The organism is Streptomyces sp. NPDC107517 (assembly GCF_055582645.1).
Genome location: NZ_JBVJPM010000070.1, coordinates 1 through 14,139, shown reverse-complemented (window position 1 = coordinate 14,139; position 14,139 = coordinate 1). Strand labels below are relative to the sequence as shown.

Genomic DNA, 14,139 nt, shown 5'->3' with positions numbered 1-14,139 from the left:
GCGGTTCAACACTCCGCTCCGCGATCGCCAGTTCGTGCCGCTCGGCCTGCCTCCTGGAGTTGCTTGCCCAACTCCTCGGCGAGAGCTTCCAGTTCACTCCGGCGGGCGGTGATCCGCTGCCGCTCCTGCATCCCCGCGCCCACCCGCGTTCTCACGGTGTGCCGACCTGCTGACGGATCGTAGGCGGGGGCCGGTCGTGGGCGCAGCCGAACCCGGCATCCTGCCAGAACCGGACCTGCCCGATGATCTACACTATGGCCATCGGCCGCCGACCGCCACGAGTACCCAACTCGCCATTCACACCAGACCCGTGACCTGCGACTTCACGACGCACACCACTCAAGAGCGAATCGGGCAAGCCGTCCGCAGCGACGCGTACACACGCGATCAGTTCTTCTCGCTGGCTGAGAACGCATCAGCCCTGGTCCCAGACCGGGTCAGACCGCGGCCCCGAACGGGATGGCTCCATCCTCACCCAGCCCAACCGGTAGCCGACCTCGGGGAACAGGCACATCGCGAGGAGAAAGTAGACCCCGACCCGCGAGGGCAGATCACGCAGCCGCCGCTGCACGGTCCGCGTCTCCGACAAGACCGCGTCGACGAGCTCGAACGGCACAATCGCCGTCAGCTCTCCCAGATGGCCGGGAGCGAACCGGCCCGCCGCCACCATGACCGTTCGGGTGATGGCCGTCAGAAGCCGTATCTCAACCGAACTTGATCGTTTGATTCCTGCTGGTCAGGCATGGTTTCGCTCGGGGTGAGGGAGGCATGCGTCGTCTTGTGTCCGCTTCGTGGTCGAGGGGTGCGCGATGGCGTCGGTGCTGGGAATGCTGGAGGAGCGGGAGGTGGCTGCGCGGGTGCGGGTGGAGGGCTTGCGGGAGGAAGTCGCCCGGCTGGGCGAGGTGTTGGAGGCCGCGGAGATCGAGCTGGACCGGCGGGTGATCGCGAGGGAGGAACTGCTGGAGGCCCTGGCAGTCTCCGCGGCTGGGACCACTGCCGTGACCGAGGCGGAGAAGGAAGGGGCGCCCTCGTTCGCGCCGGTGCCGGGATCGATGGTGCCGCCCTGGCGGGACGGGCTGCCGGTGACGGTTCTGGCGCCGGACTACCAGCGGATTCTGGGCGTGCTGGAACAGCAGCGATCAGCCGGTCACGGACCGCTTCGAGCGAAGGAGATCTCGGTGGAGCTGGGCCTTGGGGCGACGCCGGCGAAGGTCGAGGGGGTGCGGTCGAAGGCCAGACGTCTGGCGGAGCGCGGGTGGCTCCTGCTGGGGACCTCGGGGGCATTCAGTGCCGGCCGGCGGCCTGTGGCCGTGCCAGACGTCGGCTCATCCGGGTGACCATCGACCACCGGATCATCGCCTCGCTGTTCTCCGGTTTCGTCTCGTAGTCCCGGGCCAGACGGCGGGAGTTCATCAGCCACGCGAACGTGCGCTCCACCACCCACCTGCGCGGAAGCACCACGAACCCCGCCGTGTCATCCGTGCGTTTGACGATCTGCAGGGTCAGCGCGAGTTTCTGGCGGCACCAGTCGACGAGGCCGCCGGTGTAGCCGCCGTCGGCCCAGACGAAGGTGATGTCGCGGTGCAGCCGGCTCAGTAGGCCCGCGGCGGCGTCCCGGTCGCCGACGTTCGCGGCAGTGACCGGGACGACCAGGAGCAGGCCGAGCGTGTCGGTCACGATGTGCCGTTTGCGGCCCGGCACTTTCTTTCCGCCGTCGTAGCCGCGTGAGGCGGCCGGCACCGTCGCGGCGGCCCGCACCGACTGGGCGTCGATGATCCCGGCGCTCGGCTCGGCCTCACGGCCCTCGCGTTCACGGACCTTTCCACGCAGCCGGTCGTGGAACTCGGCGATCAGCCCGTGCTCGCGCCAGCGGCGGAAGAAGGCATAGACCCGGCCCCAGGCGGGGAAGTCCGCGGGCATCGCCCGCCAGGAGATCCCGCCCGCGACCAGATAGCGGATCGCGTCCAACATCTGGCGGTGGCAGTAGCCCTCGGGCTGCCCGCCCCGCCCTTGGAGCCAGGCCGGCACCGGCAACAGCGGCCGGATGGCCGCCCACTCCGCATCCGTCATGTCCGACGGATACCGGCGCACCCGGTCCGGATGATCGACCGCGTTGCCGTACACGTGCGCGAGGCAATCACACGATAGGGCTTCCGAGTTGAGCTCAGCGGGCATGAGCGCGTACAACTGCGACAACAGGGCCTCCGGGTACTGCTCGGTTCGGTTCGCACCTCCGAGCTACCAAGGGGCCCTGCCTTCATGTGCCTACCGCCAGAAGATCACCCCAGCGGGAAACCTGTTCGACTTGCACGTTCCATGACCGGTTGAGATACGGTTTCTCAGTGCAGGCGGCAGGACACAACGAGAAGGCCACGGAACTCCTTGCGGGACAAGCTGTCTTGGACGACTGCCTGTACCAACGAACTCCGTTGCTCCATATCGGAAACTCGTCAACACCCCTTGCATGACCTGCGAGTTCGCTAACTACCCGACCTTGGGGGAACTTCACCACACGGGACACGGTCTCAGTCAGCAAAAGCGATCCTCTGCTGCGGAATATCCGCGGTCGTACCCAGCGGCGAAGCCGCGGATGTAATCACGGTTGCTGCTGCCGTTGCTTTGGTTGTTTTGGTTTCCGCTGCCGTTGCTTTGGTTGTTTTGGTTTCTACTGCTGTTGCTTTGATTGTTTTGGTTGCTCTGGTTGTTTTGGTTGATACCGCCACCTTGCCGGCAGTCATCCCGAGCATCCCGGTATCCAGCCGAGTATCCGGCGCGCACGCCCCGTTCATAGTCGCGATGATTGTCGACCGCTGTGTGAGTCTGGCTCGGAGTGGCCGCTGCTGCCGCCATCGGCTGGATGCCGAACGGGGCGAGAGCGAGGATCAACGTCGAACCAGCAACCGCGGATCGCTTCCAGAGCCTTGCATTCATGACTGCGCCCCTCTGATAGGTCACATCGGCTTACTTCAAGCCTAGCCTCGATCTGAAGCGTTCCGGGTTCGGTAGGGACTCGATCTGAAGCTCCCCCTGCGACCTGGAGAGCCTGATACTGGGACGGTAGGTCCCGGAGGAATCGGTCACAGGTAGTGAGCAAGAAGAGCAATACGAGTAAGCGGTACACGGCGGAGTTCAAGCGGGACGCGGTCGCGCTGGCGCTGTCGTCCGACAAGACCGTGACCGAGGTCGCCCGGGAACTGCGTGTGAGCCCAGAGGGCCTGCGGCACTGGATGAAGCAGGCGAAGATCGACCGGGGCGAGGGGCCGGCCGGGGCGCTGACCACGGACGAGCGCGAGGAACTGGCCCCAAATCCGACGCGAACACGCCGAAAGCCCAGATCGGATGACCTCCGACATGGGCTTTCTCTGTAGACCCTGTGGGACTCGAACCCACAACCAATGGATCAAAAGTCCCCGTGATCTTGTGATGGGTGGTCGCGAGGGCTGATGCGTGGGCCCATAAGCACCAGGGCAGGGAGCTAGTCCTGGAGGCGAGGCTACAGCGTGACGGACTGCGGGGCTACATCCGCTCACGCAAGACAGAACGCTGACAAGTGCCATCAACGCTCTCCGCGCTTGACGTGGCCATGTCCTCCGTCGAGGCGGAGGCTGTATCCAGAGGTTTCCCAGGTGTGAACCGCCGAGAGCTCTGGTAGTCGTCACACGCCGAAACCCGCGCCAGGCGCAATGTCCAGCAGGGGCTCCAGCTACGCATCGTGGCGGCGGATCGAACTCGGCGTCGGAGCCCAGATGTCGATCCTCATGCGCTTCAAGGAGGGGTGGAGAATCCTACTCGGTCAAATCCTCGAAGTACTGCACGACGTTGAAGTTTCCGATCAGCTTCGCCAGCGAGAGAGGGGTCTGCCCGTTGACGTTCTCCTGTACGGGGTTCGCTCCATGCTCGCGCAAGACCTGAATCACCTCGGCCCTGCCTCGCGAGTTATATACCGCATCAAATAGCGGCGTGTTGCCGTGAACGCTTTGAACATCCACCTGCGCCCCTCCCTCAAGAAGGGCCAGTGCAATTTCTGGCCGCCACTCTTGCGCCGCAAAGTGCAGCGGTGTCATTCCAGATGAATCTTGCAGGTTGGGATTGAACCCCTCATCCAGAAGTTCACCCAGCCGAGACAAGTTCCCATCGATCGCGGCTTGATGCAGTGCTGAGCGCCCGTACGAATCTACCGCGTCAGCATCCTGGCGCTTCATAACGATGACTCCTGTTCTTCGCCCGCGAGATTCTCGACCTGGTCGGCGACAAGTGGAGCGTGCTGATCATCGGCACGCTCGCCGACGGCCCGGTGCGCTACTCCCAGCTCGCGTACGCAATCCCGGGTATCTCACAGCGCATGCTCACGCTCACCCTCAAACACCTTCAGCGCAGCGGGCTCGTGATCCGCACTGCCTACGCGGAGGTCCCGCCCCGCGTCGAGTACTCCCTGGCCGACCTGGGAACCTCGCTACTGTCCACGGTGCTGGACCTGGCCCGCTGGTCTGTCGACCATCACCGCGAGATCCGCGAACACCAGCTCACATTCGACGCCGAGGCGACATCAACGAAGCAGTGAAGGGTGACCCGAGCGAGGCACGCCAGGGAGCCCGTCCAGTTCCTGCAATGCAGCGCCGGCTTGCCTCAAGGGCGGTCCCTGAGGTCATGGTTCGACGCCCCACCTCACCCAAAGACTCGCGCATCACTCGCCCTGTCCTGTCTCAGGAATCTGTAGGCAGGACGAGGTCCTGACCTGCGGTGCCTACCGTTGAGTGGGACACGAGAGCGGCCAATGTCCCACTCGGCCGTAGGCAGGACGATGAAACGCTCACAGCGCCGAGCGGTGGCCCAGTCACCACCTGGCGCGCAGCACGCCGTCGCTGTCAGGCAGGGCGGCATGAAACAGCGGGTGTCGCTCGTCAGTACTTGGCGGTGCCGGTGTGCTGATCTGCTGGCGGCCGACCTGTCGGGAGGCAGGGCGCCGCGATCAGGCGGCGCCCGGCGGATCACGGGGTGGATCGGGCGGCGGATCCTTGCGCAGGGTGGTGGTGATGGCGTCGCCGACCTCCCTGGTGAGGGCGGGCCGTTCGCCGGTCAAGCCGAGTTCCTGGGCCAGGGTGATGGCGTGCAGGTCGACGGTGGCCTCGACGAGATCGGCGAACACCGCCGTCGCCGAGCGGCCCCGGATCCATGCCGTGGCCGCGACGACCGCGGCGGCGGGCAGCGCCGGCCACCACCAGGCGCCAAGCAGCAGGTACAACGCAGCCCATCCGGCGAGCCCGAAAGCGGCGCCGTAGGCCTCGCGAGCGGAGAGGAGTTCGGCCCGAACCGCATCGGGCACCGTCAGCCAGAGCCGGGGCCAGGCGGCGCCGAGCTCCAAGTCGTAGGCGTCGTACACTCGCTGGTCGGCCGCGTGGAGGCGGTCGCCGATCCAGGTGGGCCGCCGAGGGCGGACGAGGGCGATGGCGTCGCGCCGTTCGATGGCCCTGGCGAGTTCGGCGCGGGTCCCAGCCGCCTCGCACGCCGCGTCGGCCCGCCGCCAGCGGTGGACGCGGCGCCGTACGAGAAGGCGCGCGGGCCACCGGTCGCCCCGGCTGGTCCACAGGCGCTCCACGACAACGGCCGACGCTCTGGCGCACAGTCCGGCCAGGGTGGCCGCCGCCAGCACACCGGCGGCCACGAGGAGAATCGCACCGGCGTTGGAGGCTCCTGGGTGGGCGGCCAACCGGTCGATGGCCGACTGGAGTTCAGCCAGGTCCAGGGCATGAGTGTGTCCCAATACGACGGCGGCGGCCACACAGGCGAGGTAGACCACCCCGGGCAGGACGAGCAGGGCGAGCCACTTCTCGGCGGCCTTGCCGGCGAGGGCGGACAGAAAGGTGGTCACAGCCGGGCCCGGCCATAGACGAAGGGACGGCCCGTCATCGCGCACACGGGGGCCTCCGGGTACAGCTCCGCGCTCGACAACCGCTCGCAGGGGTGGGCGGCGGGGCAGGTCCACCGGTGTACCACCGGACGGCCGGCGCTGTTCCCCGGCAGAGTCGGCAAGCCCTTCGCCGCTTTGGTCACGATGCCGAAGCCGGCCGCGGCCATCCGGTCGTCCAGGGTGTCCAGCCGACGCTCCAGCACAGAGCGTGCCACCGGTTCGTCTCCGCGCAGCGCCGTAAGGACAGTCGCGACGAGTTCCGCCGCGCCCGCCTCACGCGCCGCCTCCTCCAGCTCGCCCGCACCCATGAGTGTGCACACGCGACTGAGCCGTTCCGCGAGTTCGTCCACCGAGGGCTCCCTGCCTTCGCGATCGCCATGTCAGTTGCATGATCCCGGAGTTGGTGACTCTACGGGGCCCCAGGATCGGGCGCATCCCGCTACGGTGGTCGGCGGTGTGGTGTCAGTGTGGTGCCGGGACGCCGCGGGGGACCAGAAGGAAGCAATGAGTAAGTGGAAGCGCCGCAGACTGCTCTTCATGGCCGAAGTGCATGAGGGGCGGGGCACCGACCCGTCCGACGTGCTGGCCGGGCTGCACGAACTGGCGGCCGAAGATCCGTACGATCTCGAAGTGCTGCTCACTGCCGCGGAACTGCTCGCCGACCGCGCCGGCCGCCGAACCGGCACGGCGCGGGAAGCGGACCTCGCGGCCTCGATCGCCCTGCTGCATCGCTGCGTTCCGCTGGTGCCGCCGGGCCACTACGACCGCGGCCGGGTCTTCAACAGCCTGGGGCAGCGGCTGTTCATGGTCGCACAGGGCACGGACTCCCCCGAGCCCGTGGCCGAGTCGGTGCTCGCCTTCCGCGAGGCCGTGGCGGCGACGCCGCGCGGCAACAGCATGCGCCAGGTCAACCAATTCTATCTGGTGGTCCAGCTCGGTGAGCACTTCGAGCGGAGCGGGGACCGGGACGCACCCGTCGAGGCTGTCCAGGTGGCACGCGAGGGCTACGCCACTGTCCCGCCCAGCGACGAGCTCCGCCCCATGTTCCGGACGGCCCTGATCACCTCGCTGCGGCATCTCGCGGGCGCCACCGCACACGTCGAACCGCTCCAGGAAGCCGTCGGCCTCGCGCGCGAGGCTCTGTCCGAGGCCAGCAGCACCTCCGACTGTGCCGGGGCACAATTCGATCTCGTACGCGCTCTGAGGGCACTGCACGACGCGACGACGGACACGCGACTGCTGGTCGAGGCGGTCGACTTGAGCGAACAGTGCCTTGCGGCCACACCGCGGCGCGATCCCGAGTTCAACACGCGTCGGACACGCCTCGCATCCGCCGTCAGGCTGCTGGCCCAGGACCGCAGGGACCCCGACCTGATGCGCCGGGCCATCGACCTGATGCGGGCGACGATCGAGACCCCGTCGGCCGCCGATGAGCACGCCGACACTCTCATCGACCTCACTCAGTCGCTGGCTTCCCTGCACACCATGACCAACGACCAACTCGCGCTCAGGGACGCGGAACTGACCGCCCGCACGGCCGTGGCCGCCGCCCCCGACCCCGGCCCCTGGCGCACAGAGGCACAATTCGCCCTGGCAACGATCCTGTTGTACCGCTCCAGCGTGGACGCGCGCGGCACGGACGCCGTAGCACTGCATGAGTCGCTGGGGCTGTTCCAGCACGTGACGGCTGCCACACCGCCCGACCACCGGGAACGTGGCGATCGCCTGTGGCATCTGGGCGTCACCCTGCGCGACCTGGCCAGGCACGGCGACGGCGACACCGCCGCGTGGCGGCGCCAGGCGCGGCAGGTCTTCGCCGAGGCCGCGTCCACCGCCGGACCGCCCAACGTACGGATCAGCAGCTTCCAGCACCTGGGCGCCATGGAGGCCGCCCTCGGCGACCCGCACGCCGCACTCGCCGCCTACGAAGCCGCAGTTGCCCTGCTGCCGCAGCTCACCCCGGACTGGCTGTCCTACATGGGCAACATCATCGGACTCAGACAGATCGAGGGACTGCCGGACGGTGCCGCTGCCGCCGCACTGGAGCTCGGCAGACCGGAACGGGCCCTGGAACTTCTGGAGTTGTCACGCGGAATCCTGCACGGCCGGGCGCTGGAGGCCCGTGACCTCAGGCTGCTGCGGCACCGGTCACCCCAGCTCCATGCCGAGTTCCTGCGGCTGCGCACCGCCCTCAACGCCGCTGCCCGCGACGGGAACGACGGGAACTGGGACGACCTGATGGGCCGGATCCGGAGCCTCGACGGCATGGCAGGCTTCCTGCGGGCGCCCTCCCTCGATGCGCTGCGCCGCTACGCCGATCAGGGCCCCGTAGTGATCGTGAACATCACCGAGCGCCGCTGCGACGCACTCATCCTGCGAGCGGACGCCGAACAGCCCGTCCTGCCGGTCCCTTTGACCGGACTGACCCAGGCCGACGTCATCGCTCACCTCCTGCGCCTGACTCGTGCCGTCTTCGCCGCCCCGAACGACCCGTCGCTGCTCACCCGTCGGGACGCCCAGCGGGACCTGGACAAGATCCTGCGCTGGCTGTGGAACCGCGTCACCGCACCCGTGCTCGACGCGCTGGGCCTCACCGCCCCGTCCTCCGATACGCAGCCCGCGCCCCGCATCTGGTGGTGCCCCGTCGGCCTGATGGTGTACTTCCCGCTCCATGCCGCCGGCCATCACGACAGCGGCGGGAAGGCGACGGTGATGGACCGGGCCGTCTCCTCCTACACCACCACCGTGCGCGCCCTGGCCGGCCGATTCAGTCCCCCGGCGGCCGGTACGACCCTGCACACGCTGGTCGTGGCGGTGCCCGACGCCGAGAACGCCCCCTCGCTGCCGGGCGCGGCGGCAGAGGCCGCAGCCCTCACGGAACTCCTGCCGAACGCCCTGGTCCTGTCCGGCGCGCAGGCCACGTACGAGAACGTCGTCCGCGCGCTGCCCGCCTACCCCGTCGCCCATTTCTCCTGCCACGGCCTCACCTTCTGGGAGAACCCCGCCGCCGGCAGGCTGCTGCTCCACGACCACCTCACCCGCCCGCTGACCGTGGAACAGCTTTCCGCCATGGAACTGCCCTACGCGGACCTCGCCTACCTGTCCGCCTGCAGCACCTCCAACACGCATCCGGACAACGCCGACGAGGCACTGCACATCACCGGGGCCTTCCAACTCACTGGATACCGACGCGTCATCGGCACCCTCTGGCCGGTCAACGACACCACCTCGGTGGAGATCACCCGCGCGACCTACGCCGACCTCACCCACGGCGGCAGCACCCCACCCCGCACCGAACTGTCGGCCCAGGCCCTGCACCGGGCCGTACTCGCCCTGCGTGACCGGTATCCGGCCAGCCCCTCACTGTGGGCCGGGTATGTCCACGTCGGTCACTGAAGGAGTATCCGTATCCGCAGCTTCACTGCCGACCGCCCGCAGGACGGTCAGGGCCAGGTTTCCGTGGGCTCCGGTACAGGCACCACCAGCCAGAAGAGCGGTCCCATGTCGAGGAGTTCCTCGACATGGGCGACGACGGTCTCGGCCGCCAGGACCACGGTCGGCACGGTGAGATTCCCCCACAGCAGAGCGACCTGCCTGCCGGCCGAGACCGCCTCGGCCGGCAGTTCCGCCGCGATCCTGAACTGTCTCGCTCATCGTCCCACCAGACACAGCTCGCAAACATCGCGGCGTCCCAGTCGATCCCGGAACTGACAGTCGCCGGGAAGCGGTCCGCGCTTCTCCGCTCCAGCGCCCGGCTCTCGACGTAGGCGAGGGGCACGCCTTGCGCCTTGCCCAGGGCAATCCCGGTAGTGCGTCGAGCGGGTTCCATACAGGTGCTCCGCGGTCATGTGTTCCGCCCCGGCCGTCAGCAGCATCCGTAGGATGCCGACGGCACCGTGAACCGATGCCGTGTACAGGGGAGTTGTGCCGTCGGAGTCGGCCGATCGAGGGTCGGCGCCGACGCGGGAAGTAGCGGAGTGATCATGCGTTCGCCGCCGTGGCGGCCATTGCCGACGCCATCGACCAAGCCCTCCGCAGCAGGTCGCGTTCCTCGATGGCGGATGTCCGTGACGCAGCCCCGTCACTGCTTCTCCTCCAGACGGATGGCACGCCGCAGCTCGTCGGCCGCTGTGTGACTCGCGCCCTCGCGCTGCTCCAGCATCGCCGCCGCGATGGCGTCCAGCTTGCGCTGAACCGCGTGCGCGTCACGCCGTTCGGTGTTCGTCAGCAGAGCGAGCAAGAGCAGGTTGACGGCCGCCAGGACCTCCCCCGCGAAGACCAGCCAGGGCAGCGGCAGGTGCGCAAGGTGTATGGCGACCACGCCGAGGACCAGGAGCACGCACAGGACAAAGAACAGCGGCGAACTGGTGACGTTGGATGCCCGCTCGGAGAAGGCGGCGAACACGTCGCGCCCGGTGCCGCCCCGCTCGGCGGGATGCTCAGTGGTCATGCAGGCCATGCTCCCTGCCCGGCACCCGCCGGTGCGGGACCCTGGCCGCACTTGCCGACGATGCGTGAGCACGACGAGCAGGCCGCCACGGCGGCTACGCACATCCCCCGACGGCACCGGGCCGCCTCCGCCCGTGGAGGCCGCCGCGTCCTGGCATGTGGCCCTGCCGGTTCTCGTCGACGCTCCGGGACCGCTCCACGCTGCTCCCGTGGGCCACCCGCAACCCGTCCTGTGGTTATTGGTACGTGCGCACGGCGACCGTCGTGTCCCCGCGAAGATCGACCTCGACCTGGTAGCGCACCGAGCCGTCTCCCCCAAACCTGCCGCGCCAAGACCAACGCGTACCGCCACTGTCCGGCCGACCACACCCGCAAAGTTGGGCAGCCACCGTGCTCTTCAGCCGGGCGGCTCGCGCGTGCCGAAGCCGCGTAACACGACCAACCGCGCCCCGCCCGCCCGGCGCAAGCCGCAGCCACGCTGCCCGCCGCGGCATCCCTGGCCGTGTCTTTTGGACCACTGTGCCGCTGTGCACCTCGGCGACCGGAACGGGGTTGAAGGGCCGGGCGGGCTGGGCCGGGGGCCGCTGTCGGTCCGTGCCGGTCTTCCTGCACAAGCTGCTTCGTTCCGTTTCCGTCATGTGGAACAGTGACGAAGAGGCCGACGCCAGCCGCCGCTGAGAACACAGCCCGGGCAGCCACTCATGGCAACGGCATCTGTCACGCGACCGTGGACCTCCAGGCATCGGTGACGCACCCCTCTTCCCAGTGCCACCATCCCTTGGCCGCACCGTGCTCCAAGAGCCGGCGGATCCGCCGAAGATCGGCATGCGGCGGAACATCCAGAGCAACCATCCGGAACTGCTCGATGCCCTCGCCAGTCGTACCGAGGCGATGAAAGACATCCAGTACGCTCTGCCGGGCCGCGGCAGAGCCGCCATCCCTGAGAACGATCAGCCGGATCGTGCAGTTCTGCGAGGCCCGAACCGTCTCCCCGGCCCAGCGGACGCCGGCCTCGTCGAGCTCCACGCGAATAATGTCGTCGCTGGCGACTCCGCGTACGAACCATGGGGTGTTGCCCAACCGGACCGTTCCGTCACCGAGATCGATCGCCCACAGGCTCTCCACGCTCGCCGGCGGCCAGCCGTCCTCGTCCGCGTCCATCCGGAAGTGGACCTTCACATGGTCATCAGTCAAGCTCGTCACGGCATCATCATCCTCATTGTCAGTGCCTCGAACTAATCTCCGCTCGTGACCCCTGAACTGCTTACCTCTCTCGCTGGCCCGCTCCCTGCGGGCCGGATGATCACATCCGATGAAGGGGACGGCGCCGTGCAGCCACTGTGGCTGAGCGACTCCCCGGCTTCTGCCGAACTGTGGGTGCGGCTGCTCGCCGAGCACAGCATCTCCGGCCTGTGGCCGCTCCTTCTTGATGCCCATGACCCACACGACGCAGGGTTTCGGCCTTGGGCTTCCGGCGAGCTGTTCCCTGAACGCATGACCGCATCCCACGCGCACAACCCGGCCGAACTCCTGGCGCAGTGGTGGAGCGCGTACGCGAAGATCGACGAGGACGATGATCCGCTGGCGCCGGACGAACGGCTCGCCGTCACCGCGCCGTTCGGGCAGACCTGGCCGGGTTCGGTCGTCAGCAATCAGCTCGTGACGAGTGCTGACGAGATGGCCGCGGAGTACGCGCAGGTCTTCGCCGACCAGCACCCCCAGGCTCGTCTGGGGCTCGTCGCCGCTGCCTGCGGCGCGGACGCGCTGACGGCCGTCGGCTGGGATGGTCCGGCCAACTACGACAACGACACGGCCAAGTTCTCCGCCGTCGTGCGCGACTGGGAACGCCGATTCGGCGCATGCGTCGTAGCCGTCGGCTTCGACGCCCTCCACCTCAGCGTCGCGGCACCCCCGACGAACACGCAGGACGCCCTCAAGGTCGCCGCCGAACACTTCGCCTTCTGCCCGGACAACATCTGGCAGGGCTCCCACCCCTACACCCTCGCTGCCTATGCGGAACGCCTCGTCGGCATGAATAGCTGGCACTTCTGGTGGGACTGACCTCTAGCGCAATGGCCGTTATGAGGCGTCGGCGTAGGCGAGGTGGGTGCCGCAGACAGTGCAGCGGAAGAGCATCGCGGTGGCGCCTTCGCCGATGTGGGTGAGGAACTGCTCGAGTTGGGCCGCGTCGTGCCATCCGCCGATGCGCAGGTCCTGCGTGAGTTGGTCGAGGGCCTCGGGGCGGGCTACCAGTTCGCTGTAGTCGACCTCGCCGATGAAGGCGGCCGCGTCGTGGCAGTGGACGAGCCAGTGCGGGTCCTGCCAGGCATGGAAGCCGGGGGTGCGGCGGGTGACCTCGTGCAGGGTCTCCTCGCTGACGCCGTCGAGTCCGTAGGAGTCCATGAACTCGCCGGCGAACCGTTCGGCCGCTCTGCCGTCCGCGATGCACCAGGGGCAGAAGCCTCCGCTGACCTCTTGGGTGGTGTAGAAGGTCGCGGTGTAGATCCACCCCGTGGCACGGTCGCAGCACGCGCACGTTTCGACGCCCTCACGGATGGACCCGCTGGCGACTGGATCCGGGTGATAGCGGAATGCAGGCAGGTCGGAGCTCACTGGTGCAGTGTGTTCGTAAGACAGCCCAGTGATCAAGCGGTCAGCGCGTATCCCGGCTTCGCGGCGGATGACGGGCATTCCGCGGGGAACGATCACTCAGCCCGCGGGAAGCGACCTTCACGGCGTCGAGTCCTGCCTGATCAGGTGCTCTCGTGAACGCCCCAGTTGTCGTGGCACATCCACCGGGACGACACGGACGTGTTCGCCGGGCTGCGGGTGTCGGCCGTGGAGGATTACCCCTGGGACGGTCACAGCACTGAGGAGAAATACGCGCGGATCGCCGAACTCAACCTGCTCACCCCGAAGATGACGTACGCCGGCTTGACGTTCGGCAGCCCTTGAGCGGGGACCCCAGCTGAGGCCCGTGACCCGTGTTTCCCCGAGCCGGGCCGCGGGCCTCTGTCGCGATTACCGCGACCAATTTCGCGCCGGTCACCGTGGAGGGGTCCCGTCCGAGATGAAGTGACCGTCATGTCGCTCGTGCACCGCCCCAATCCCAGCCGGCAGGCGGTCCAGGAGGTGCTCTCGGGTACCACCGGGGCCCGCGCAGCGCGCGATCGGGAACTGTTCCGCCCGGCACGGATCCCTGCCCTCATGGCACCGTCCACCTGGAACAACCTGCGGCGTGATCAGCCTGGAGCGCCCTCTTGGAAGGCGCGAGGCTGTCAGGGCTTCACTGGGCGGGCTGCCATTGATCGCATGCCCAGCCTGGGTACGACGAGTTGAGGTAGGGCACGTGTGCGTCCCAGATCACAGCTGTCAGTGCTTGAACCGGCTGCAACGTGATGCGACCGGCCGAGTCGATGTCGAACCCCCAGGAGAAGCCGGCCAGCGGCAGAACGCGGCGTTCCGTGTCAGACACCGGTGTCCATGCCAGGTAGCTGTGGGCCGTCCAGGTCATTGGAGACCGCCTTGCCCGTGACGGCGCATCAAACAAGGTTGGGTTGATACCGAAGAACGCATACGGCGACGGCGCATCCTCAAACAGGTAGAACGGATCCATGTCGAAGGTGGCCCCAGCGGAGGAATTGTCCGTCGAACGCACCAGCTGAACCCAGCCGAACAGGGCCCGATTGAACCGTTCCGGGTTCGATCGAGACTCTAGATCTTGACTGTGACCTGGGGTTTTGTGGTCTCGCTGTAGTAGTTGGTCTCGTATTCGACGGGTG

At 67.8% G+C, this 14,139-nt stretch carries 16 protein-coding genes; 6 read left to right on the top strand and 10 right to left on the bottom strand.

All coding sequences use genetic code 11. From position 1 onward, the window contains the following. Positions 1 to 415 precede the first annotated feature (415 nt). Positions 416 to 670, bottom strand: a complete 255-nt coding sequence (locus tag ACZ67T_RS45515; RefSeq protein ID WP_469992860.1) for a transposase domain-containing protein — start codon at positions 668 to 670, stop codon at positions 416 to 418. Positions 671 to 809: 139 nt separating this feature from the next. Here ACZ67T_RS45515 and ACZ67T_RS45510 point away from each other — a divergent pair, with 139 nt between their 5' ends. Beyond that, positions 810 to 1,337 (top strand): hypothetical protein, encoded by a 528-nt coding sequence (locus ACZ67T_RS45510; RefSeq protein WP_469992859.1) that lies wholly within the window; start codon positions 810 to 812, stop codon positions 1,335 to 1,337. On the opposite strand, the gene ACZ67T_RS45505 is transcribed toward ACZ67T_RS45510, so the two are convergent. Together ACZ67T_RS45505 and ACZ67T_RS45500 are read right to left on the bottom strand one after the other, a co-directional pair. Then, complete coding sequence (locus ACZ67T_RS45505) at positions 1,285 to 2,070, bottom strand: IS5 family transposase (protein WP_469992858.1); 786 nt, start codon at positions 2,068 to 2,070, stop codon at positions 1,285 to 1,287. The genes ACZ67T_RS45510 and ACZ67T_RS45505 overlap by 53 nt on opposite strands. Positions 2,071 to 2,525: 455 nt before the next feature. Then, the gene (locus tag ACZ67T_RS45500) at positions 2,526 to 2,738 is read right to left on the bottom strand and encodes a hypothetical protein (protein ID WP_469992856.1); all 213 of its coding nucleotides are present in this window, start codon (positions 2,736 to 2,738) and stop codon (positions 2,526 to 2,528) included. Positions 2,739 to 3,086: 348 nt separating this feature from the next. Between ACZ67T_RS45500 and ACZ67T_RS45495 the strand changes: the two genes are divergently transcribed. Continuing rightward, a complete protein-coding gene (locus ACZ67T_RS45495; RefSeq protein WP_469992855.1) occupies positions 3,087 to 3,368 on the top strand; it encodes a transposase in 282 nt (93 codons plus the stop codon). Between the two features lie 417 nt (positions 3,369 to 3,785). Here ACZ67T_RS45495 and ACZ67T_RS45490 read toward each other — a convergent pair whose 3' ends face one another. Continuing rightward, positions 3,786 to 4,202 (bottom strand): ankyrin repeat domain-containing protein, encoded by a 417-nt coding sequence (locus tag ACZ67T_RS45490; protein ID WP_469992853.1) that lies wholly within the window; start codon positions 4,200 to 4,202, stop codon positions 3,786 to 3,788. Positions 4,203 to 4,213: 11 nt separating this feature from the next. On the opposite strand from ACZ67T_RS45490, the gene ACZ67T_RS45485 reads away from it, so the two are divergent. Next, complete coding sequence (locus ACZ67T_RS45485) at positions 4,214 to 4,561, top strand: winged helix-turn-helix transcriptional regulator (RefSeq protein WP_469992862.1); 348 nt, start codon at positions 4,214 to 4,216, stop codon at positions 4,559 to 4,561. 408 nt (positions 4,562 to 4,969) lie between these two features. Here ACZ67T_RS45485 and ACZ67T_RS45480 read toward each other — a convergent pair whose 3' ends face one another. Then, positions 4,970 to 5,869 carry a hypothetical protein gene (locus tag ACZ67T_RS45480; protein ID WP_469992851.1) on the bottom strand — a complete coding sequence of 300 codons (900 nt, stop codon included), beginning with the start codon at positions 5,867 to 5,869 and terminating at the stop codon, positions 4,970 to 4,972. Beyond that, the gene (locus ACZ67T_RS45475; RefSeq protein WP_469992849.1) at positions 5,866 to 6,258 is read right to left on the bottom strand and encodes a hypothetical protein; all 393 of its coding nucleotides are present in this window, start codon (positions 6,256 to 6,258) and stop codon (positions 5,866 to 5,868) included. Before ACZ67T_RS45475 ends, ACZ67T_RS45480 begins: the two co-directional genes overlap by 4 nt. A 154-nt stretch (positions 6,259 to 6,412) precedes the next feature. Here ACZ67T_RS45475 and ACZ67T_RS45470 point away from each other — a divergent pair, with 154 nt between their 5' ends. After that, positions 6,413 to 9,304 (top strand): CHAT domain-containing protein, encoded by a 2,892-nt coding sequence (locus ACZ67T_RS45470; RefSeq protein ID WP_469992847.1) that lies wholly within the window; start codon positions 6,413 to 6,415, stop codon positions 9,302 to 9,304. Positions 9,305 to 9,989: 685 nt separating this feature from the next. Here ACZ67T_RS45470 and ACZ67T_RS45465 read toward each other — a convergent pair. Together ACZ67T_RS45465 and ACZ67T_RS45460 are read right to left on the bottom strand one after the other, a co-directional pair. Beyond that, entirely contained in the window at positions 9,990 to 10,358 is a 369-nt protein-coding gene (locus ACZ67T_RS45465) for a hypothetical protein (RefSeq protein ID WP_469992845.1), read from the bottom strand. Between the two features lie 716 nt (positions 10,359 to 11,074). Continuing rightward, positions 11,075 to 11,560 (bottom strand): DUF4265 domain-containing protein, encoded by a 486-nt coding sequence (locus ACZ67T_RS45460; RefSeq protein WP_469992843.1) that lies wholly within the window; start codon positions 11,558 to 11,560, stop codon positions 11,075 to 11,077. A 291-nt stretch (positions 11,561 to 11,851) separates the two neighbouring features. On the opposite strand from ACZ67T_RS45460, the gene ACZ67T_RS45455 reads away from it, so the two are divergent. After that, on the top strand, positions 11,852 to 12,418 hold the full coding sequence (locus ACZ67T_RS45455) for a DUF4253 domain-containing protein (protein ID WP_469992842.1): 567 nt from the start codon (positions 11,852 to 11,854) through the stop codon (positions 12,416 to 12,418). Between the two features lie 18 nt (positions 12,419 to 12,436). Here the strand turns inward: ACZ67T_RS45455 and ACZ67T_RS45450 are convergent, their stop codons facing one another. Beyond that, on the bottom strand, positions 12,437 to 12,970 hold the full coding sequence (locus tag ACZ67T_RS45450) for a CbrC family protein (RefSeq protein ID WP_469992840.1): 534 nt from the start codon (positions 12,968 to 12,970) through the stop codon (positions 12,437 to 12,439). Positions 12,971 to 13,135: 165 nt separating this feature from the next. On the opposite strand from ACZ67T_RS45450, the gene ACZ67T_RS45445 reads away from it, so the two are divergent. Next, positions 13,136 to 13,312 carry a hypothetical protein gene (locus ACZ67T_RS45445; protein ID WP_469992838.1) on the top strand — a complete coding sequence of 59 codons (177 nt, stop codon included), beginning with the start codon at positions 13,136 to 13,138 and terminating at the stop codon, positions 13,310 to 13,312. A 331-nt stretch (positions 13,313 to 13,643) separates the two neighbouring features. Here the strand turns inward: ACZ67T_RS45445 and ACZ67T_RS45440 are convergent. After that, positions 13,644 to 14,139, bottom strand: a 496-nt coding sequence (locus ACZ67T_RS45440) for a hypothetical protein (RefSeq protein ID WP_469992837.1), incomplete at its 5' end; no start/stop codon positions are given.

Excerpts from the sequence above, each read along its gene's own strand:
- ACZ67T_RS45515 (WP_469992860.1), bottom strand. The coding sequence starts at position 670 with ATGGTGGCGGCGGGCCGGTTCGCTCCCGGCCATCTGGGAGAGCTGACG.
- ACZ67T_RS45510 (WP_469992859.1), top strand. The coding sequence starts at position 810 with ATGGCGTCGGTGCTGGGAATGCTGGAGGAGCGGGAGGTGGCTGCGCGG.
- ACZ67T_RS45505 (WP_469992858.1), bottom strand. The coding sequence starts at position 2,070 with ATGACGGATGCGGAGTGGGCGGCCATCCGGCCGCTGTTGCCGGTGCCG.
- ACZ67T_RS45500 (WP_469992856.1), bottom strand. The coding sequence starts at position 2,738 with ATGACTGCCGGCAAGGTGGCGGTATCAACCAAAACAACCAGAGCAACC.
- ACZ67T_RS45490 (WP_469992853.1), bottom strand. The coding sequence starts at position 4,202 with ATGAAGCGCCAGGATGCTGACGCGGTAGATTCGTACGGGCGCTCAGCA.
- ACZ67T_RS45470 (WP_469992847.1), top strand. The coding sequence starts at position 6,413 with ATGAGTAAGTGGAAGCGCCGCAGACTGCTCTTCATGGCCGAAGTGCAT.
- ACZ67T_RS45465 (WP_469992845.1), bottom strand. The coding sequence starts at position 10,358 with ATGACCACTGAGCATCCCGCCGAGCGGGGCGGCACCGGGCGCGACGTG.
- ACZ67T_RS45455 (WP_469992842.1), top strand. The coding sequence starts at position 11,852 with ATGACCGCATCCCACGCGCACAACCCGGCCGAACTCCTGGCGCAGTGG.